Source organism: Corallococcus aberystwythensis (assembly GCF_003612165.1).
GTDB classification, from domain to species: domain Bacteria; phylum Myxococcota; class Myxococcia; order Myxococcales; family Myxococcaceae; genus Corallococcus; species Corallococcus aberystwythensis.
Genome location: NZ_RAWK01000037.1, coordinates 1 through 18,192 on the forward strand (window position 1 = coordinate 1; position 18,192 = coordinate 18,192).

The 18,192-nt window shown below is 69.8% G+C and carries 16 protein-coding genes and 1 tRNA gene; 9 read left to right on the top strand and 8 right to left on the bottom strand.

Features of this window, described 5'->3' with window-relative positions; translation table 11 throughout:
* Positions 1 to 547, top strand: a 547-nt coding sequence (locus D7W81_RS08180; RefSeq protein WP_208721210.1) for an OmpA family protein, incomplete at its 5' end; no start/stop codon positions are given.
* Positions 548 to 742: 195 nt separating this feature from the next.
* Positions 743 to 1,681 (top strand): ADP-ribosylglycohydrolase family protein, encoded by a 939-nt coding sequence (locus tag D7W81_RS08185; protein ID WP_120554778.1) that lies wholly within the window; start codon positions 743 to 745, stop codon positions 1,679 to 1,681.
* Between the two features lie 49 nt (positions 1,682 to 1,730).
* On the opposite strand, the gene D7W81_RS08190 is transcribed toward D7W81_RS08185, so the two are convergent.
* From D7W81_RS08190 to metF, 4 genes are all read right to left on the bottom strand, one after another.
* Entirely contained in the window at positions 1,731 to 2,042 is a 312-nt protein-coding gene (locus D7W81_RS08190) for a hypothetical protein (RefSeq protein WP_147445382.1), read from the bottom strand.
* Between the two features lie 83 nt (positions 2,043 to 2,125).
* Positions 2,126 to 3,181, bottom strand: coding sequence for a homoserine dehydrogenase (locus D7W81_RS08195; protein ID WP_120554780.1), 1,056 nt, complete (start codon positions 3,179 to 3,181; stop codon positions 2,126 to 2,128).
* Entirely contained in the window at positions 3,178 to 3,600 is a 423-nt protein-coding gene (locus D7W81_RS08200) for a hypothetical protein (protein WP_120554781.1), read from the bottom strand. Before D7W81_RS08200 ends, D7W81_RS08195 begins: the two co-directional genes overlap by 4 nt.
* The gene (gene metF / locus D7W81_RS08205; RefSeq protein WP_120554782.1) at positions 3,597 to 4,469 is read right to left on the bottom strand and encodes a methylenetetrahydrofolate reductase [NAD(P)H]; all 873 of its coding nucleotides are present in this window, start codon (positions 4,467 to 4,469) and stop codon (positions 3,597 to 3,599) included. Before metF ends, D7W81_RS08200 begins: the two co-directional genes overlap by 4 nt.
* Positions 4,470 to 4,567: 98 nt before the next feature.
* Here metF and gcvT point away from each other — a divergent pair, with 98 nt between their 5' ends.
* The 3 genes from gcvT (at position 4,568) to gcvP (ending at position 9,092) form a co-directional block, all read left to right on the top strand.
* A complete protein-coding gene (gene gcvT, locus D7W81_RS08210) occupies positions 4,568 to 5,653 on the top strand; it encodes a glycine cleavage system aminomethyltransferase GcvT (protein WP_120554783.1) in 1,086 nt (361 codons plus the stop codon).
* A gap of 38 nt (positions 5,654 to 5,691) precedes the next feature.
* Entirely contained in the window at positions 5,692 to 6,075 is a 384-nt protein-coding gene (gene gcvH / locus D7W81_RS08215) for a glycine cleavage system protein GcvH (protein ID WP_120554784.1), read from the top strand.
* Between the two features lie 113 nt (positions 6,076 to 6,188).
* Complete coding sequence (gcvP, locus tag D7W81_RS08220) at positions 6,189 to 9,092, top strand: aminomethyl-transferring glycine dehydrogenase (protein WP_120554785.1); 2,904 nt, start codon at positions 6,189 to 6,191, stop codon at positions 9,090 to 9,092.
* Positions 9,093 to 9,161: 69 nt separating this feature from the next.
* On the opposite strand, the gene D7W81_RS08225 is transcribed toward gcvP, so the two are convergent.
* From D7W81_RS08225 to D7W81_RS08235, 3 genes are all read right to left on the bottom strand, one after another.
* Positions 9,162 to 10,061 (bottom strand): cation diffusion facilitator family transporter, encoded by a 900-nt coding sequence (locus tag D7W81_RS08225; RefSeq protein WP_120554786.1) that lies wholly within the window; start codon positions 10,059 to 10,061, stop codon positions 9,162 to 9,164.
* 51 nt (positions 10,062 to 10,112) lie between these two features.
* Positions 10,113 to 11,360 carry an energy transducer TonB family protein gene (locus D7W81_RS08230; RefSeq protein WP_120554787.1) on the bottom strand — a complete coding sequence of 416 codons (1,248 nt, stop codon included), beginning with the start codon at positions 11,358 to 11,360 and terminating at the stop codon, positions 10,113 to 10,115.
* 130 nt (positions 11,361 to 11,490) lie between these two features.
* On the bottom strand, positions 11,491 to 13,362 hold the full coding sequence (locus tag D7W81_RS08235; protein WP_244227054.1) for a SpoIID/LytB domain-containing protein: 1,872 nt from the start codon (positions 13,360 to 13,362) through the stop codon (positions 11,491 to 11,493).
* On the opposite strand from D7W81_RS08235, the gene D7W81_RS08240 reads away from it, so the two are divergent.
* Positions 13,361 to 15,040, top strand: a complete 1,680-nt coding sequence (locus D7W81_RS08240) for a right-handed parallel beta-helix repeat-containing protein (protein WP_120554811.1) — start codon at positions 13,361 to 13,363, stop codon at positions 15,038 to 15,040. The genes D7W81_RS08235 and D7W81_RS08240 overlap by 2 nt on opposite strands.
* A 74-nt stretch (positions 15,041 to 15,114) precedes the next feature.
* On the opposite strand, the gene D7W81_RS08245 is transcribed toward D7W81_RS08240, so the two are convergent.
* Positions 15,115 to 15,186: transfer RNA gene (locus D7W81_RS08245), tRNA-Cys, on the bottom strand.
* Between the two features lie 133 nt (positions 15,187 to 15,319).
* On the opposite strand from D7W81_RS08245, the gene D7W81_RS08250 reads away from it, so the two are divergent.
* The 3 genes from D7W81_RS08250 (at position 15,320) to asd (ending at position 18,091) form a co-directional block, all read left to right on the top strand.
* Positions 15,320 to 16,471: an acyl-CoA dehydrogenase family protein gene (locus tag D7W81_RS08250; protein ID WP_120554788.1), complete on the top strand. Its 1,152-nt coding sequence runs from the start codon at positions 15,320 to 15,322 to the stop codon at positions 16,469 to 16,471.
* 111 nt (positions 16,472 to 16,582) lie between these two features.
* Complete coding sequence (locus D7W81_RS08255) at positions 16,583 to 16,933, top strand: rhodanese-like domain-containing protein (protein WP_208721211.1); 351 nt, start codon at positions 16,583 to 16,585, stop codon at positions 16,931 to 16,933.
* Positions 16,934 to 17,002: 69 nt separating this feature from the next.
* Positions 17,003 to 18,091, top strand: coding sequence for an aspartate-semialdehyde dehydrogenase (gene asd / locus D7W81_RS08260; protein WP_120554790.1), 1,089 nt, complete (start codon positions 17,003 to 17,005; stop codon positions 18,089 to 18,091).
* Positions 18,092 to 18,192 lie beyond the last annotated feature (101 nt).

Consider the following 18,192-nt stretch of genomic DNA (forward strand, 5'->3'; position numbering starts at 1 on the left):
CCCACCCCCTGAGCCCCCTGAGCCAGAGCCCTCCAGCACCGAAACAGACACGGATGAAGACGGCGTCGTGGACGTGCTGGACGCCTGCATCCAGGAGAAGGGGACCCGGGAGCGCGGCGGTTGCCCCGAAACCGACGACCCGCTCGTCACACTGACCCGCGAGCGGCTGGTCCTCAATGGCCAGGTCTTCTTCGAGGTCGGCGCGACGACGCTGCCGGGCCGCTCGCGCGTGCTGGATGAGGTGGCGCGCGTGCTCCTGGAGCATCCCGAGGTCGAGCGCGTCGTCATCGAAGGGCACACGGATGCGGAAGGTTCCTCCGCCTCCAACCAGCGCCTGTCCCTGGCCCGCGCGGAGGCCGCTCGGGACTATCTCCTGCGAAAGGGCGTCCCGGCCCACCGCGTGGAAGCCCGGGGACTCGGTGCGCGCCGGCCCGCGGGCTCCAATGGAACGCAGGCAGGCCGAGGCGAGAACCGCCGCGCGGAGTTGCTGTTGATTCTGGGCGAGCCCACTTCAGACCGCTCCATCCCGGCGCCACCTCCTCCCTGAGCCCAAGGGCCCTCCCTGGTGGCGGCACACCGTACGAACTGGTCCGACAGTCGGACCAGTTTGGCCGTGCCGCGCCCGGGGCGGACCGCACCGAAGCCCAGGGCTCGGCACTGCTCACCCCGCCCAAAGGCCTGCTTTCATCTGGATGGTGTCCTTGGTACACTATGGTGGCAGCACGAACCTGGGAGGTTGGGGATGAGGAACCGCGAGGACCGCCTTGTCGGAGGGTTGTATGGACTGCTCATCGGTGACGCGCTCGGGGTTCCCTACGAGTTTCATCGGCCGGAGCTGATTCCGTCTCCCGAGGCCATCGAATACACACCACCGCCGGACTTCAATCGCGCGCATGACCGCGTCCCGCCTGGAACGTGGTCGGATGACGGCGCCCATGCGCTGTGCCTGCTGGATTCGCTGACGTACCAGAAGCGGCTCGACTGCGAGGATCTGGGCCGGCGGCTGGTGAACTGGCAGGACTGGGGCTACCTCGCGGTGGATGGCGACGTGTTCGACGTGGGCATCCAGACCAGTGCCGCCCTGCACCGGCTGCGTGACGGCACGCCCGCGATGCTCGCAGGCCCCAACGGAACGATGGACAACGGTAATGGCTCGCTGATGCGTGTGTTGCCATTGGCTCTCTGGCATCAGGGCAAGGACGCGGCGCTCGTCTCGGACGCGATGGCGCAGTCGCGCGTCACGCACGGCCACGTGCGCTCCCAGGTGTGCTGCGCGCTGTACTGCCTTTGGGCTCGCCGCATCCTGGAGGGCGCGGCCGACCCTTGGGCCGAAGCCGTGGCTACCTTCCGCGACCTGTACGTCGAAGGCTTCCCGCAGCGGGAGGAACTGGAAGCCCACATCCGCCCGGATGATCCGGCACCGGGAACGGGCGGGGGCTACGTCGTGGACTGCCTGCGCTCCGCGCGCGCCTGCGTTGCGAACGGGAAGACCTACGAAGAGGTCGTCAAATCCGCCATCCGGTTGGGCCACGACACGGACACGACGGCGGCGGTGGCCGGTGGCATCGCGGGCCTCATTTACGGCCTGGAGGGGATTCCGCACCGCTGGCGCTCACAGCTGCGCGGGCAGGAATTGGTGGAGCCTCTCCTGAAGCGGCTCCTGGCCGCGGCTCGCGGATGAGACGCGCTGCCCCCGGACCTGTTCCGTCCGGGGGACGCACGGACGCGAACTACAGCGTCTGACCCTGCTCCGAGGCCGTCTGCGGCTGGCTCTGGGGGGCACACGCCAGGAGCTCCTCCGCGGGGGCCTCATCAACGAAGCTCGCCACGGTCTCGGCCTTGTCGCCGAACGGGCAGCCGCACCACGCGGTCCAGAGCACCACACAGCACGGGGCGGGACCGCAAACCGAGCAGGTGTCCCCCTCGACAGGGGCCTGCACCGAGGACACCTGGGTGTCTTCCGCGGCGAAGGCAGGGGCCACCGCGAACAGCATCAGGAGGGAAGCCACCTTCGGGAGGACGGCGCGTCGCATCAGCTTCATGGTGTACCTCGGGGGGAGCGGCGTGGCGGGTCCACGCCGGTGAAACCCGGAAGCTTCGCACATCCTCCCCGGGGCCCCGACCCTCAGTCCGGAAAGATTTCGAGCACGTCCTTCAACATCGCCGCGCCCGTGCCCCGTGCACCCTGTTCACCGTTGATGACGGTGTTCACGCCGTGCAGGTCACTGCGGAACACCGCGCCCATCTCCATCGCGCCCAGCCGGGCCAGGGGATGGGACGCGTCCACGGCGGTGGGCCTCACGCTCCACTCCCACCGGTCCGTGCCCACGGGTTCGCCTCGCGCCAGCAGCAGCACCTGGCCGCCCTGCGCCTTCGCCGCGTCCAGCTCCGCTCGCGTCACGCCGCGCATGCCCGTCACGGACACGTCCTTCAGCAGCGTGGGCACGCGCATCACCGCGTTGGCCAGGATGACCAGCTTGCCCGCCGAGTCCCAGCCGTCCACGTCCAGCGTCGGGTCCGTCTCCGCGATGCCCAGCGCCTGCGCCTCCGCCAGCGCGGCCTCGTACGTCTTGCCCTCCGCCATGCGGCACAGGAGCAGGTGGCTGGTGCTGTTGAGCACGCCCTCGAACCGGCCCAGCTTCCCCAACGCCAGGTCCCTGCGGCCCACGTTCACCAGCGGCATGGACGCGCCCACCGCGGCGCTGAAGCGCAGGGGAGGGCGGCCCGGTGACTCCAGGTCGCTCAGGCCCGCCAGCTCCTGGAACCCCAACACCAGCGGTCCCTTGCTCGCGAGCACCGCCGCCATGCCTCGCGACAGGGCGTCCCGCGTGATGTCCAGGCCGGGCTGACCGTCCTGGAAGCTGGTGGGCGTGGCCTCCAGCAGCAGGTCCGCCTTCACCTCGCGCACCAGGTCGCGCCCGCTCATGCCCGGACGCCCCACCACCGGCAGCGACGCCACCGAGTGCCGTGCCCGCTTCACCGCCAGCACCGCGCCGATGTCCAACCCATTCGGCGACACCGCCGCGCCGCCCGAGTCCGCCAGGCCCACCGGAAGCAGCTCCAACCGGTAGCGCTCCATCAGGAGCGACGCTCGCGACTGGAGGATCTCCAGGAGCGGCACGCCCACGTTGCCCAGGCCCGTGAGCAGGAAGCGCACCGTGCGGACGGCGCGGGGGCTCATGGGGCGAAGGCCTCGCGCACGCCGTCGCGGCGCAGCGTGAAGAGCATCCACACCGCCACCGGCACGCCGATGAAGCAGCCGGGCGTCAGCGTGTACATCGCGCAGATGGCGCCCACCGTCGCCAGGCCGTAGCCCTTGAGGTTCATCGCGTTCCACGCGCCCCAGATGGCCAGCAGCCCGCAGAGGATGCCGCCCAGGATGGCCAGCGTGAACCCCATCGTGAACTCCAGCACCACCGGCGCCTGTCCCGGTGTCGCGAAGGGCGACGCCACCTTCAGCGCCGCCAGCACCCCGCCCAGCAGGCTGAAGGTGACGTGCAGCACGCCGACGATGAGCAGGAAGAACGCCGGGAAGCGCACGATCTGGAAGATCTTGATGCGCGGATCATCCGGCGTCAGCTGCGGACCGGGGCCGCTCATGACCGCCCCTTCAGCGCGCCCACGATCATCCGCGTCGCGGGGGACTTGTTCAGCGTGTAGAAGTGGATGCCCGGCACGCCGCGCGCGAGCAGCTCCATGCACTGCACCGTGGCGTGCGCGACGCCCAGCTGCACGACGGCGTCAGGCTGATCCTTCACGCGCTCCATCTGCAGCGCCAGACGCATGGGCACCGTCGCGCCGCACATGCGTGTGAAGCGCTGGACCTGCTCGTAGTTGGTGATGGGCATGATGCCGGGGACGATGGGGACGTTGATGCCCATCCGTCGCGCCCGCTCCACGAAGTCGAAATAGAAGGCGTTGTCGAAGAAGAGCTGCGTCACCACGAAGTCCATCCCCGCATCCACCTTGGCCTTCAGGTGTTTGAGGTCGTCCTCGCGCGACGCCGTCTCCACGTGGCCCTCCGGATAGCACGCACCCCCGATGCAGAAGTTGAAATCCTCTTCTCGGACGAATCGGACCAGCTCCTCCGCATAGGTGAAGCCGCCGGGCACCGGCTCGAACTTCGTCTGCCCCTGCGGCGGGTCCCCGCGCAGCAGGAGCACGTTCTCGATGCCTGCCGCGTCGAGCCGGCGCAGCACGTCACGAAGCTCGTCGCGGGTGTGCCCCACGCACGTCAGGTGCGCCATCGCCTCGATGCCGGAGTGCTGCTTGATGTGAGTGACGAGCTCCACCGTCCGGTCGCGCGTGCTCCCGCCCGCCCCGTACGTCACCGACACGAACCCCGGCTCCAGCGGCGCAAGCTCCTCCACCGTGCGCAGGAGCGAGGCCACGCCCGCGTCCGTCTTGGGAGGAAAAAACTCGAAGGAGAAGCTCGGCTTCGAGGGATTGAGACAGTTGCGAATCTTCATGTCAGGAGGAGTTTAGTCCCTTCCGCGTCGGCCTTGATCGGAGAAGGTGCGCCGCTATAGTCCGCGCCGTTTCGCCACCCCCTTTCATGGAGAAGTCAATGACCCGGCGCACGCCCCTCAACGAGGCCCACCGAAAGCTGGGGGCCCGGATGGTCGACTTCGTCGGCTGGGACATGCCGGTGCAGTACTCCTCCGTCATCGCCGAGCACGAGGCCGTGCGCACCGCCGTCGGCCTGTTCGACGTCTCCCACATGGGCGAGATTGAATTCACCGGCCCCGGCGCCCTGGAGACCGTGAACCGGCTCATCTCCAACGACCTGGGCCGCTGCCAGGACGGCCAGGCCGTCTACGCGGGCCTGCTCAACGACCTGGGCGGTTTCGTGGACGACGTCGTCGCCTACCGCTTCAGCCCCGAGCGCATCCTCATCTGCGTCAACTCCAGCAACCGCGAGAAGGACTTCGCCTGGATGAAGGCGCGCGCGGAGGGCGTCACCCCGGTGGACCGCGGGGACGACTACGCGCAGATCGCCGTCCAGGGGCCCAAGGCCGTGGGGCTGGTGCAGCGCCTGACGAAGGCGGACCTGTCCGGGGTGGGCACCTACCGCTTCACCGAAGGGGAGGTGGCCGGCGTGAAGGCCATCATCTCCCGCACGGGCTACACCGGCGAGGACGGCTTCGAGCTGTACTGCGCCACCGACGACGCGGTGAAGCTCTGGGACGCGCTCCTGGAGGCCGGTCAGCCGGACGGGGTGAAGGCCTGCGGCCTGGGCGCGCGCGACTCGCTGCGCACGGAGATGAAGTACGCGCTCTACGGCAACGACATCGACGACTCGCACACCGCCCTGGAGGCGGGCCTGGGCTGGATCGTCAAGCTGGACAAGGCGGGCGGCTTCATCGGCAAGGACGCGCTCGTCGCTCAGAAGGCCGCGGGCGTGCCTCGCAAGCTCGTGGGCTTCGAGCTCACCGGCGCCGGCATCCCGCGCCACGGCTACCCCATCCTCAAGGACGGCGTCCGCGTGGGTGAGGTCACCAGCGGCACGCAGGGCCCCACGGTGAAGAAGCCCATTGGCATGGGCTACGTGCCCACGAACCTGGCCACCGAAGGCTCCACCTTCGACGTGGAGATCCGCGGCCGCGCCGTGCCCGCGGTCGTCGTGAAGACCCCCTTCCTCAAGAAGTCCTGATTCCCTCCCATCCGCACCCGTTGCGAGGAGCCGCCTCCATGTCTGGAAACATCCCGCAGGACCTGAAGTACACGAAGGAACACGAGTGGGCCCGCATCACGGGCAAGACCGTGGTGGTGGGCGTCACGGCCCACGCCCAGGAGGCACTGGGTGACGTGGTCTACGTGGAGCTGCCCAAGCTGGGCGTCCAGCTGGTGGAGGGCAAGCAGTTCGGCGTCATCGAGTCCACCAAGGCCGTGTCGGACCTGTACGCGCCCATCTCCGGCACGGTGGTGAAGGTGAACGACGAGCTCACCGGCAACCCGTCCATCATCAACACCGACCCGTACGGGGCCGGCTGGATTGTGGAGGTCGAGCCCCTGGACGCTGAGCAGGTGGGCAAGCTCCTGGACGCCGCCGCCTACGAGCCGCTCACCAAGTAGTCACCGCGCGCGCAAGAAGTCGGGCGTCCCGGTTGTTAGAGACGCTCCATGGCGTTGCCGAGCCCGCTCGGACGCCGACCTTCTTGACGCACCTCACGCGAGCCCTCCCGACCATGTCCCTCAACTGGAAGTACCAGGAGTCCTTCGCCGGCCGTCACATCGGTCCCGAGACCCCTGAAGTGAAGCAGATGCTGTCCACGCTGGGCGTCACCTCGCTCGATGCCTTCATCGAGAGCGCCGTGCCTCCCGCCATCCGCTCCCAGGAGCCCCTGCGCCTGCCCGCTGGCCGTGGCGAGAACGAGGTGCTGGCGCAGCTGGAGGCCATCGCGGCGAAGAACCAGGTGTTCCGGTCCTTCATCGGCATGGGCTACAGCGACACCCACGTCCCCAACGTCATCCTGCGCAACATCTTCCAGAACCCGGGCTGGTACACCCAGTACACGCCCTATCAGGCGGAGATTGCCCAGGGCCGGCTGGAAGCGCTGCTCAACTTCCAGACGATGGTGACGGACCTCACCGGCATGGAGGTGGCCAACGCCTCCATGCTCGACGAGGGCACCGCCGCGGCGGAGGCCATGGCGCTGGCCATCCACGCCAAGGGTGACGGCACGGGCGGCGCGTTCTTCGTCTCCGACGCCTGCCACCCGCAGACGGTGGACGTGGTGCGCACGCGCGCGATTCCCCTGGGCGTGGAGGTCGTCGTGGGCGACCACCGCACGGTGGACCTGTCGCAGAAGAAGTTCTTCGGCGCGCTGGTGCAGTACCCGGCCACGGACGGCGTGGTGCACGACTACCGCGCCTTCGGTGAGAAGGTGCACGCGGCGGGCGGCCTGCTCGTCGTCGCGGCGGACCTCTTGGGCCTCACGCTGCTCACGCCCCCGGGCGAGTTCGGCGCGGACGCGGTGGTGGGCAGCGCGCAGCGCTTCGGCGTGCCGCTGGGCTACGGCGGCCCGCACGCCGCCTTCTTCGCCACGAAGAACGCCTACACCCGCGTGATGCCGGGCCGCCTCATCGGCGTGTCCGAGGACTCGCAGGGCCGGCCCGCGCTGCGCATGGCGCTGCAGACGCGCGAGCAGCACATCCGCCGTGAGAAGGCGACGAGCAACATCTGCACCGCGCAGGTGCTGCTGGCCGTGATGGCCGGCATGTACGCCGTCTACCACGGGCCGGAGGGGCTCAAGGCCATCGCGGAGCGCGTGCACGGGCTCACGGTGGTGCTGTCGCGCGGCCTGGCGAAGCTGGGCTTCAAGCCGAAGCACGAGCAGTTCTTCGACACGCTGCGCGTGGAGCTGACGTCCGCGCAGGTGCGGGGCGTGCTGGCCGCCGCGGAAGGCGCGAAGATGAACTTCCGCCGCATCGACGAGAAGACGCTCGGCCTTGCGCTGGACGAGACGACGCGCGCCAAGGACGTGGAGGACATCCTCGCGGCCTTCATCCAGGGCGCGAACAAGTCCGCCGCCGCGGTGAACCTGGACGAGGTCGCCGAAGGCCTGGAGAGCCCGCTCGCCCCCGAGCTGCGCCGCTCCAGCGCGTACCTCACGCACCCGGTCTTCAACCGCTACCACTCCGAGACGGAGATGCTGCGGTACGTGCGCAGGCTGGAGGCGAAGGACCTGTCCCTCACGCACTCCATGATTCCGCTGGGCAGCTGCACCATGAAGCTCAACGCCACCGCGGAGATGATCCCGGTGACGTGGCCGCAGTTCAGCAAGCTGCACCCGTTCGCGCCCACGTCGCAGGCGGCCGGCTACAAGGTCATCTTCGAGCAGCTGGAGCACGCGCTGTCGCAGGTGACGGGCTTCGCCGGGTGCTCGCTCCAGCCCAACGCGGGCAGCCAGGGTGAGTACGCGGGCCTGCTCGTCATCCGCGCCTACCACCAGGCGCGCGGGCAGGGGCACCGCGACGTGTGCCTCATCCCGTCCTCCGCGCACGGCACCAACCCTGCCTCCGCGGTGATGGCCGGCTACCGGGTCGTCGTCACCAAGTGCGACGAGAACGGCAACATCGACCTGAACGACCTGCGCGCCAAGGCGGACGAGCACAAGGACAAGCTCGCCGCGCTGATGGTGACGTACCCGTCCACGCACGGCGTGTTCGAGGAGGAGATCCGCGAGATCTGCTCCACCATCCACGAGCGCGGCGGCCAGGTGTACATGGACGGCGCCAACCTCAACGCGCAGGTGGGCCTCACCGCGCCGGGCCTGGTGGGCGCGGACGTCTGCCACATCAACCTGCACAAGACGTTCTGCATCCCGCACGGCGGTGGCGGCCCGGGCATGGGCCCCATCTGCGTGGCGCAGCACCTGGTGAAGTTCCTCCCCGGACACCCGGTCATCCAGACGGGCGGGGCGGACGCCATTGGCGCCATCTCCGCGGCGCCGTGGGGCAGCGCCAGCATCCTGCTCATCTCCTGGATGTACGTGCAGATGATGGGCGGCGAGGGCCTGACGCAGGCCACGAAGCTGGCCATCCTCAACGCCAACTACGTCGCGGAGCGGCTGCAGCCGCACTACCCGGTGCTCTACCGGGGCAAGCGCGGCCGGGTGGCCCACGAGTGCATCGTGGACCTGCGCCCGCTCAAGAAGACCGCGGGCGTGGAGGTGGAGGACGTGGCCAAGCGCCTCATGGACTACGGCTTCCACGCGCCCACCGTGTCGTTCCCGGTGGCGGGCACGCTGATGATTGAACCCACGGAGTCCGAGTCCAAGGCGGAGCTGGACCGCTTCTGCGACGCGATGATCGCCATCCGCCAGGAGATCCGCGACGTGGAGGAGGGCCGCGCGCCCAAGGACAACAACGTCCTGAAGAACGCGCCGCACACCGCGCGCACGCTCACCGCGCCGGAGTGGAACCGCCCGTACACCCGCGAGCAGGCCGTGTTCCCCACGCCCTGGGTCCGCGACAACAAGTTCTGGCCGTCCGTGGGCCGCCTGAACAACGTGCTCGGGGACCGGAAGCTCGTGTGCTCGTGCCCGCCCATCGAGGACTACGACACGCCGGAGCAGAAGGTCGCGTAGCGCTCGAAGTCCGCTGAACGCAGCACCGGGGCCGTCTTCCAGTTCATCGGAAGGCGGCCTTCGTGTTTCCTACCGGGCCCGCGAGGGCTCCACGTGCACCACCACGTCCACCACCTGTGGGTAGGCGCCGTGCAGCGTCTCCTCCACCTGGTCCGCGACCTCGTGGGCCTGCGCGGTGGTGAGCTGCGAGTCGACCTCAATCTTCAGGTCCACGTAGACGCTCTCCTCCATGCCCCGGCTGCGCACGTCGCGGCAGGAGCGCACGCCCGCCACCGACAGCGTGTGCTGGGACACCTGCGCGGGGTCCAGGCGCGCGGTGTCGGAGAGGATGCCCACCGCCTGCCGGACGATGCCGTAGGCCACCCGCGCCACGAAGACCATCACGGCCAGGGCCACCAGGCCGTCCGCGCGAGGGTAGCCCATTGCCACGAGGCCAATGGAGATGAGCACCGCGATGCTCACGAACACGTCCGACAGCGTGTGCTGCGCGTCCGCGAGCAGGAGGGAACTCTTGTACTTCTGCCCGTAGTGCCGCTCCACGCGGGTGACGATGAGGTTGACGACGAGCGTGAAGACCATCACCGCCGCCATCGTCACCGACACCGTGGGGTGCTTGTCGTGCAGGAGCGAGTCGAACGCCATGCGCCCCAGCTCCAGCATGCCCACGCCAATCATCGCGCCGATGCCCAGCGACGCGAGCGCCTCGAACTTGCCGTGGCCGTAGGGGTGGTCCGCGTCCGCCGGCTGCGATGCGACGCCCATGGCGACGAGGCCCAGCACGTTGGAGCTGCCGTCGATGAACGAGTGCAGCCCGTCCGCCGTCACCGACGCGGACTGGGCCATCAGGCCGAAGACGAGCTTGGCCACGGCCACCACCCAGTTAGCCCCGAGGATGGCCAAGAGGACGACGCGGACCTTCCGGTTGCGCTCCTGGAGCGCGGCGCTGCGGTCGACGAGGGAGGCTTCCACGGCGGGGCAGGGTAGTGCTCCGCGCCGTCCATCGCGAGGGCCCCGTGGGTCCTACTGTCGGAACAGCCGCATCCGCGGGCCCCCGCCCATCTCCAGGAAGAATCCGAACTGGAAGCGCACCGTCGCGTCCTGGCTCAAGAGGCCGGACGGCGGGTTGGGAAAGGGCTGCGCGCGCTTGAAGGACGCCACCGCCTCCATGTCCAGGAAGTCCAGGCCGCTGCTCTTCTCCACCTGGATGTCCTTCACCGCGCCGCGCTCGTCCAGCGTGATGCTGAGCAGCGTCTGGCGGTCGCGCCCGGAGTAGATGTTCCCCGTCGGGTCGCGCATGCGCAGCTGTTCGTTGGGGTTCCAGTGCATGCCCACGCTCTGCTTCACGCGGTTGAAGAAGCTCGCGTACTTCCACTCGCGCGTGTTGAGGAAGGTTCCGTCGCCCTCCTCCTGGTCCTGGAGCATGTCGTTGGGCGCCGCGCCCACCACCCGGTCCATCGCGGCCTGCGACGGCATCAGCGTGGCCAGGCCCGGGGAACCGGTGCGGCCGGTGGAGCCCTCCTGCTCGCTCTCCTCGCCCTCGCCGGGCTGGATGCGCAGGCGCTTCGCGTTGCCTTCGGTGGCCTCGCTCTCCGACTGGTTGTTCACCGCCATGCCCGGGCCGCGCTCGCGCGGATCCGTCTTCATGGCGATCTCCTGCTTGCGGCGCGTCTCCGGCATCTCGAAGACGGGCTTCTTGCCGCCCTGGGACTGCGCCCGGTCATCCGCGCCCTGGCCGTTGTTGCCCGACACGCGCGGGGGCTGCACCTGTTCCTGCGCCGCGCCCTCCTGCTTCTGGGGCGCGGTCCGCTGGGGCATGGCGTTGCGGTAGAAGGCCGTCTGGTCGCGCGCGCGCGTCTCCTTCTCCACCGTGTTGTTGTGCTCGGCCAGGTACTTCGCGTCCGGAGACTGCTGATCATTCCCCGGCGCCACGTCCACCACCTGGCCCTGGGGCTTCGTCTCGTCCGGCTTCTTTTCTTCCTTCGGCTCGCGCTTCTCCGTGGGACGGGGCTTCGTCTGCTGCTGCGGAGACACCGGCCCCCGGTTCTTCGCCCACTGGTCCGACGTGAGCGGCCTCACCGCCACGGACGTGGGCCGCGCGGGGCGCTTCTCATGTGGGAGGTTGCCCTGCACGGCGGACACCAGGAGCACGAAGCCCACGAAGGCGGCCTGGGCCAGGAGCGCCAGGATGCCCGCCACCAGGTAGCGCAGGGGGCTGCGCTGCTTCCGCGCGCGCCGCTGACGCCAGTCTGTCGAGGAACCCGTGCCCACGGCCTGATGATAAACCTCCGGACCGCTTCTTCAGTCCCGAACGTGCGGCCCGTAACACCCGGGACATCAAAGAGATTCACGAGCCCGGCGGCCGGTGCGCGCGATTTGTTCCCGGATTGTTCCCTGGCCCTCAGTAGATGGGGGCCACCTCCGCCCCGTTGAAGTAGTAGCGCAGGATCTCCGGGTAGCTCTGGCCCGCCTCCGCCCGGCCGATGGCGCCTGTCTGACACATGCCCACGCCGTGGCCCCAGCCGCCGCCCCGGAACACCCATCCGGTGAGCCGGCCCTCGGCGTCCCGGTCGGCCTCCACCGTGGCCATGCTGCTGTTGAGCATCCCGAAGAGCCGCCGGATGTTCAGCTCCCCGCGCACCTGGGTGGCCCCCTGCGTGCCGGACACGGTGAGCAGCCGGGCGCGCCCGGACACCCCGCGCTCGGACAGGACCAGCCCCTGGACCGCCCCCACGCCCAGCTTCTCCGTGAGCGCGTCCACCTGGCCTTGCGTGAAGCGCTTCTCCCACCGGAACTTCGTCGGCTGCGCGAAGCTGGACAGCTTGCACGCGGCCGGCACGTCCGACGTCGCCAGCCAGGCCTTGAGGTTCGACGGTCCGGGCACGTCTGGCGCGGACTCCAGCAGGTCCGGCCGCCCGCGCAGGCTCGGGTCCGGCGGGCCGCCCCACACCACGTCGTTGTCCTCGGTGTGGCCGCCGCACACGGCGCTGTAGACGGAGTCCACCAGCCGGCCGTCGGGACTGAAGAGGGCCTGGCCCCGGGTGGCCTCCACCGCGGCGGTGGTGCTGGCCGCTTCACCCGTGCGGCCCCGGTACACGGCGCAGTGCTGCTCCGAGCACAGGAGGTACGGATCCGCCAGGTGCTTGATGCCCACCTTCGCCAGCACCTCGCCCCGGGCGGTGACGGCCTGGGCCTTGAGCGCCTCAGGATGCGCGCGCGCGAAGATTTCGGACGGCACCAGGCCCTTGAGCAGGTCCTCCAGGCCCACCACGTTCACCACCGCGAGCTTGCCGCCGCGGTCCGCCGCGAACTGGAGCGCACCGCGGAAGCTGCGGTCCTCGAAGGCGTGGAAGTCGTAGCCCACGCCGTACTCCACCTGACGCACGTCGAAGCCGCTGCCATCCGGCGTCTCCGCGTCCAGCCGGTCCTGCGCCAGCCCCACCACGGCGCCGTTCTCGTCCTTCAGCTCCAGGATGGCGCTGGCCGGCTTGCGGACCTCCTCGAAGAGGGTGGTGCGCAGGCCGAAGCGGCGCATCAGCTCCGTCTGCTGGTTCGCCGCGGCCGCGGGCGTCAGCGCCTCGTCGCCCAGCAGGAGGTAGCGCCGGTTGTCGATGACTTTCCCCGCGATGCCGTACACGGAGCCCAGCGTGTGCGTGCGCACCGCGAGCCCCCGCGCGCGCCACGTCTCCTGCGCCTCCGCGAGCCCCGCCTTGTCCGCGAAGCGGAACTCGCCCAGCTGCACCCGCGCGCTCCACTGCGCCGGTTCGCCCTGCGTCACCCGCACCGTCCAGCGCGAGCCCGCGGGTGCGTCCAGCATCTTGTCGCCCGGTCCGCCGAAGCGCAGCCGCATCCGCCCGCGCGGCGAGAACGTCACCGCGTCGCGCCCCTCCATCAGCTTGATGGGCAGCCGCGGCTCGCCGTTGCGGAAGTCCAGGCGCTTCAGGTCCTGCGGCCCGGGCAGGCCCGACGTGAGCGGATCCTCCGCCACGCTGCTGGGCGCGGGAGGCTTCACGCCCGCGTCCGCGGTGACGCGCGAAGGAGTGGAGACCTCCGGCTCGCCCAGCCCCCGGGTCGCAGGGGCGGGGGAGGGCGCCGGTGTGGCGCAGGAGGCGAGCAGCAGGGCGGTCAGGAGGAGGACGGCTTTGGACACGGCGGCGGCACCGTAGCCGCCACGGGGCCGAGCGTCACGGTTCTCCCTCCCAGTGCGGCGCGTCTCGCCCTGGATGACCGGCAGTGAATAGAACGCCCAACGCCGCGCGTTGCCCCTGCTCATGCGAAATTCTGGAGGCAACGGCTTGAAGACGCGACACACCCTGGTGGCCTCCCTGGCCGCCTGCACCCTGGCGCTTGGGCTGACCGCTTGTGGCGGCGGCGGGGGCTCTGGCGGAGGCACTGGCGGTTCTTCGGGCGGCGGTACCCAGACGCCCGCGAGCAAGACGGGCACCACCCCCAAGGTCGAAAAGACGCCCACCGCGCCCGGCAAGGCGCCCCCCATCGGCGTGCAGCCGGTGGAGAACACGCCCGCCGCGCAGATGCCGGCCCACGCGGACCATGCACCCATCGCGGAGCCCGGTCCCCAGCCCGCCGTCAGCGCCAAGGCCATGACGGAAGCCCCCGCCACCACGCCCGCCCATGAGTGGGTGGTGTCGCCCAATGGCGACGACGGCGCCCAGGGCACGGAGGCCGCGCCGCTGAAGACCATCGCCATGGCGGTGGGCAAGGCCGGCCCCGGCGACCGGATCCGCGTGCTCGCGGGCACCTACGCGGAGCGCGTGGTGCTGGGCGAGAACGCCAAGGCCGGCACGTCCGAGGCGAAGATCACGCTCCAGGGCGAGGGACGTCCCAAGCTCACCCCGGGCAGCGGATCCGGCGCGGCGGTACAGGTGCGCCGCGCGAACTGGGTCATCGACGGGTTCGACATCGACGTGCAGGCGCAGCCCATCTTCGGCGTCACCTTCGAGGGTGACGTGCAGGGCACGGTGCTGGCCAACTCGGAGCTGCACAGCGGCACCGGCGGCGCGGGCATCACCATGTTCAACAACGCGCGCGGGCCCACCATCGAAAACAACAACATCCACGACTTCGTGCGGAACACCGGCAACAAGGACTCGCACGGCATCGTGATGCAGCCCGCGTCCTACGACGTGACGGTGCGCAACAACGACATCCACGACAACTCGGGTGACTCCGTGCAGTGCCTGGGCCCCGAGGGCTTCAGCACCCTGCCGCCCGCCAAGGGCCTGCTGGTGGAGAACAACCACCTGTTCGGCAACCGGGAGAACGCCGTGGACATCAAGACGTGCCACGACGTCGTCATCCGCAACAACCGGATGCACAAGTTCCAGGCGAACGACACGGCGAAGGGCGAGGCGCTCGTCGTCCACTACTCCGCCAACAACGTGCTGGTGGAGGACAACGAGATCTACGACGCCTCCAAGGGCGTCTCCATCGGCGGCAACCACGAGGGCCCCGTGCCCCAGGCCGTCGTCGTGCGCCGCAACCGCGTGCACGACATCACCGACGCGAACGGTGGCGAAGGCACCGGCATCCGCCTGGAGAACTCCAAGGGCACCGTGGTGGCGAACAACACCGTCACCCGCGCCAAGGCCGGCATCATCCTGGGCCACGGCACGGGCGGCCCCACGGAGTCGCTGCGCGTGGAGAACAACATCGTGGACGCCCCCATCAGCGTGGACGTGGGCGGCCAGGCACCCGGCCTGACGATGCGCTCCAACCTCTACCCGTCCGGCACGCAGTTCATGAACAACGGCCAGCTTCAGGCCCTGGACGCCTTCAAGTCCGCCACGGGGGACACCACCTCCAACGGCGGTGACGTGACGGTGTCGGACGCCTTCGCCCCGTCTGCCTCCGCCCAGGACAAGGGCCAGGACACGGGCCAGCCCTTCTGCGGCGCGGGCCCCGACATCGGCGCGGTGGAGATGGGCTGCTAGGCCCGCTTCCGGGAAACCACCCCGGAAAAACAGAAGGCCCGATGCGGAGTTCCGCATCGGGCCTTTTTTCTGTGAGGCGCCACCCGGATTCGAACCGGGGAATGAAGGTTTTGCAGACCTTTGCCTTACCACTTGGCTATGGCGCCAGAGGCGATTGGGGCCGGGTTTATACGCAGGCCCGTAGGAGCCGGTCAAGGAAGCAACACCATCCAGCCTCGCTTCTCGTCCCGCTACCATGCGGCGCGGGGCGTCAGGCCCTGGCAAGCGAGGGAGCACACGATGCTGCATGGCCATGGCGTGTACCAGGAGGAGCACGAAGCCTTCCGCCGCACCGTCCGGGCGGTGGTGGACAAGGAGCTGCGCCCGTTCGCGGCGGACTGGGAGGCCCGGGAGGAGTTCCCCCGGGAGCTCTTCACCCGCTTCGGCGAGCTGGGCTTCCTGGGCCTGAAGTACCCGGAGGCCTACGGGGGCACGGCGGCCGGGGAGCTGTACGAGGCGGTGCTCCTGGAGGAGCTGGGCCGCTGCGGCTCTGGCGGCGTGGCCGCGGGGCTGGCCGGACAATTCACCATCGCCACCGGTCCCCTGCACCTGTTCGGCACGGATGCCCAGAAGCAGCGCTGGCTGGCCCCCGCCATCCGGGGCGAGAAGGTGGGCGCCCTGGGCATCTCCGAACCGGACGCCGGCTCGGATGTGGCGGGGCTGCGCACCACCGCCCGCCGCGACGGCGACCACTACGTCGTCAACGGCTCCAAGACGTACATCACCAACGGGGTGCGGGCGGACTTCGTGGTGCTAGCGGTGAAGACCGACCCGTCGCGCGGCCATAAGGGCCTGTCCATGCTGGTAGTGGAGCGGGGCACGCCGGGCTTCAGCGTGGGGCGCAAGCTCCAGAAGGTGGGCTGGCGCGCGTCCGACACGGCGGAGCTCTTCTTCGAGGACTGCCGCGTCCCGGCGGAGAACCTCCTGGGCGTGGAGAACCAGGGCTTCTCGCAGATCATGGGCAACTTCCAGTGGGAGCGCCTGTCGCTCGCGCTGGGCGCGGTGGGCGCCATGGACGACATGCTGGAGACGGTGCTCGAGCACGTGAAGCAGCGCCGCGCCTTCGGGCAGACGCTGGCCGGCTTCCAGGTGGTGCGGCACAAGCTGGCGGACCTCTACACGGCCCGCGAATGCGCGCGCCAGCTCACCTACCACGCGCTGCGCCTGCACGTGGCCGGCGAGTACGCCGTCGCCCAGACCTCCATGGCCAAGAAGGTCGCCACGGAGACGTGCTGCCGCGTGGCCGACGAGTGCCTCCAGCTCCACGGCGGCGCGGGCTACATGATGGAGTACGACATCCAGCGCCACTGGCGCGACGCGCGGCTGGGGCCCATTGGCGGCGGCACCAGCGAGGTGATGAACGAAATCATCGCCAAGCAGCTGGGGCTCTGAGGCCGGGAGTCGTCCTGGGGCCGCCGGGAGCAGGCGGGCAGGCGGGCGGGAAGAGGGGGAAAAGCCCTCCGGTTCATGTTCGATGGAGCATGTCGCCTCGGGGAGGCCCCGGTGGAGCCCACCATCATTTGCGATGAGTTGTTCATGCGTCTGGGGGACGAGGATGTGCTCGTCCTGGATTGCCGCGACGCGATGGACTGGGAGCGGTTCGAGATCCACATCCCCGGCGCGCTGCGCATGACGGCCTCGGAGATAGCCCGGGACCTGGCGATGCTGCCGGACGACGAGCTCATCGTCCTGTGCGGCACCACCCAGGACTGCATGGACATCCGCCGCGTCTGCCGCGTGTTGCGCCTGAGGGGGCGCAACGCGGTGTGTCTCGCGGGCGGGCTCCACGCCTGGGTGACGGGGGGCTACCCCACGGAACGCCACGCGCGCGCCTCCTCCCACGCCCACCGTTGAGCGGCGGATGCAGTGCGTCGTGAAACGGTGTAAGGAGCGGCCTGCCGCCCCCACCGGAGATTCCCCACGATGGCCAAGCTTCGCGCCGTGCTCATTGGCGCCACCGGACTCGCGGGCCAGCAGTTCATCGCTGCCCTGAAGGATCACCCGTTCATCGAGCTCACCGGGCTCGCAGCCTCGCCTCGCTCCGCCGGGAAAACCTACGCGGATGCCCTGCGCGCCTCCAACGGCATGCTGGCCTGGTTCGTCCCGGAGCCGCTCCCGGAGGCCATCGCCCGCATGACCGTGGTCAGCGGCGACGCCGTCCAGGCGAAGGACTACGACATCGCCTTCTCCGCCGTGGAGGCGGACGTCGCGCGGGAGCTGGAGCCGCGCCTGGCCCGGGACATCCCGGTGTTCTCCGCCGCGAGCGCCTTCCGCTACGACGCGGACGTGCCCCTGCTCATCCCCCCCGTGAACGCCGCCCACGCCCCGCTCATCAACGAGCAGCGCCGTCAGCGCGGGTGGAAGGGCTTCATCGTCCCCATCCCCAACTGCACCACCACGGGCCTGGCCGTGACGCTGGCCCCCCTGGCCGAGCGCTTCGGCGTGAAGGCCGTATTGATGACCAGCCTCCAGGCCATGTCCGGCGCCGGTCGTTCGCCGGGCGTCATCGGCCTGGACATCCTCGACAACGTCGTGCCCTACATCCCCAAGGAGGAGCACAAGGTCGAGGTGGAGACGAAGAAGATCCTCGGCGCGCTCAACCCCGCGGGCGCGGCGCTCACCCCGCACGACGTGCGCGTCTCCTGCACGTGCACCCGGGTGGCCGTCCTGGAGGGCCACACCGAGTCCGTCTTCGTGTCGCTCGGGAAGAAGGCCACCGTGGCGGAGGTCACCCAGGCGATGCGTGAATGGCAGGGCGCCCAGGTGGCGAAGGACCTGCCGTCCGCTCCGCCCCGGTGGATTGAAGTGCTGGACGACCCGTTCCGCCCCCAGCCCCGCATGGACCGGGACACCCACGGCGGCATGGCCACCACGGTGGGCCGCATCCGCGAGGACGGGGTGCTGGAGAACGGCTTCAAGTACGTGCTCGTCTCCCACAACACGAAGATGGGAGCCGCAAAGGGCGCCATCCTCGTCGCGGAGTTGCTGCGGGCGCAGGGCTTGCTGGGCTGACCGGGGGAGCAGGCCGGGCTGGTACCTAAATTCAGGGTGCCAACCCTGGCCGCAACCATCTACTGTGCGCGGCCACGGACGCGCGGAATACCGCACAGAGG

Coding starts and splice junctions, on each gene's coding strand:
- D7W81_RS08200 (WP_120554781.1), bottom strand. CDS start 3,600: ATGAGCGGCCCCGGTCCGCAGCTGACGCCGGATGATCCGCGCATCAAG.
- D7W81_RS08195 (WP_120554780.1), bottom strand. CDS start 3,181: ATGAGCCCCCGCGCCGTCCGCACGGTGCGCTTCCTGCTCACGGGCCTG.
- D7W81_RS08185 (WP_120554778.1), top strand. CDS start 743: ATGAGGAACCGCGAGGACCGCCTTGTCGGAGGGTTGTATGGACTGCTC.
- D7W81_RS08250 (WP_120554788.1), top strand. CDS start 15,320: ATGCTGCATGGCCATGGCGTGTACCAGGAGGAGCACGAAGCCTTCCGC.
- asd (WP_120554790.1), top strand. CDS start 17,003: ATGGCCAAGCTTCGCGCCGTGCTCATTGGCGCCACCGGACTCGCGGGC.
- D7W81_RS08240 (WP_120554811.1), top strand. CDS start 13,361: ATGCGAAATTCTGGAGGCAACGGCTTGAAGACGCGACACACCCTGGTG.
- gcvH (WP_120554784.1), top strand. CDS start 5,692: ATGTCTGGAAACATCCCGCAGGACCTGAAGTACACGAAGGAACACGAG.
- gcvP (WP_120554785.1), top strand. CDS start 6,189: ATGTCCCTCAACTGGAAGTACCAGGAGTCCTTCGCCGGCCGTCACATC.
- gcvT (WP_120554783.1), top strand. CDS start 4,568: ATGACCCGGCGCACGCCCCTCAACGAGGCCCACCGAAAGCTGGGGGCC.
- D7W81_RS08190 (WP_147445382.1), bottom strand. CDS start 2,042: ATGAAGCTGATGCGACGCGCCGTCCTCCCGAAGGTGGCTTCCCTCCTG.
- D7W81_RS08235 (WP_244227054.1), bottom strand. CDS start 13,362: ATGAGCAGGGGCAACGCGCGGCGTTGGGCGTTCTATTCACTGCCGGTC.
- metF (WP_120554782.1), bottom strand. CDS start 4,469: ATGAAGATTCGCAACTGTCTCAATCCCTCGAAGCCGAGCTTCTCCTTC.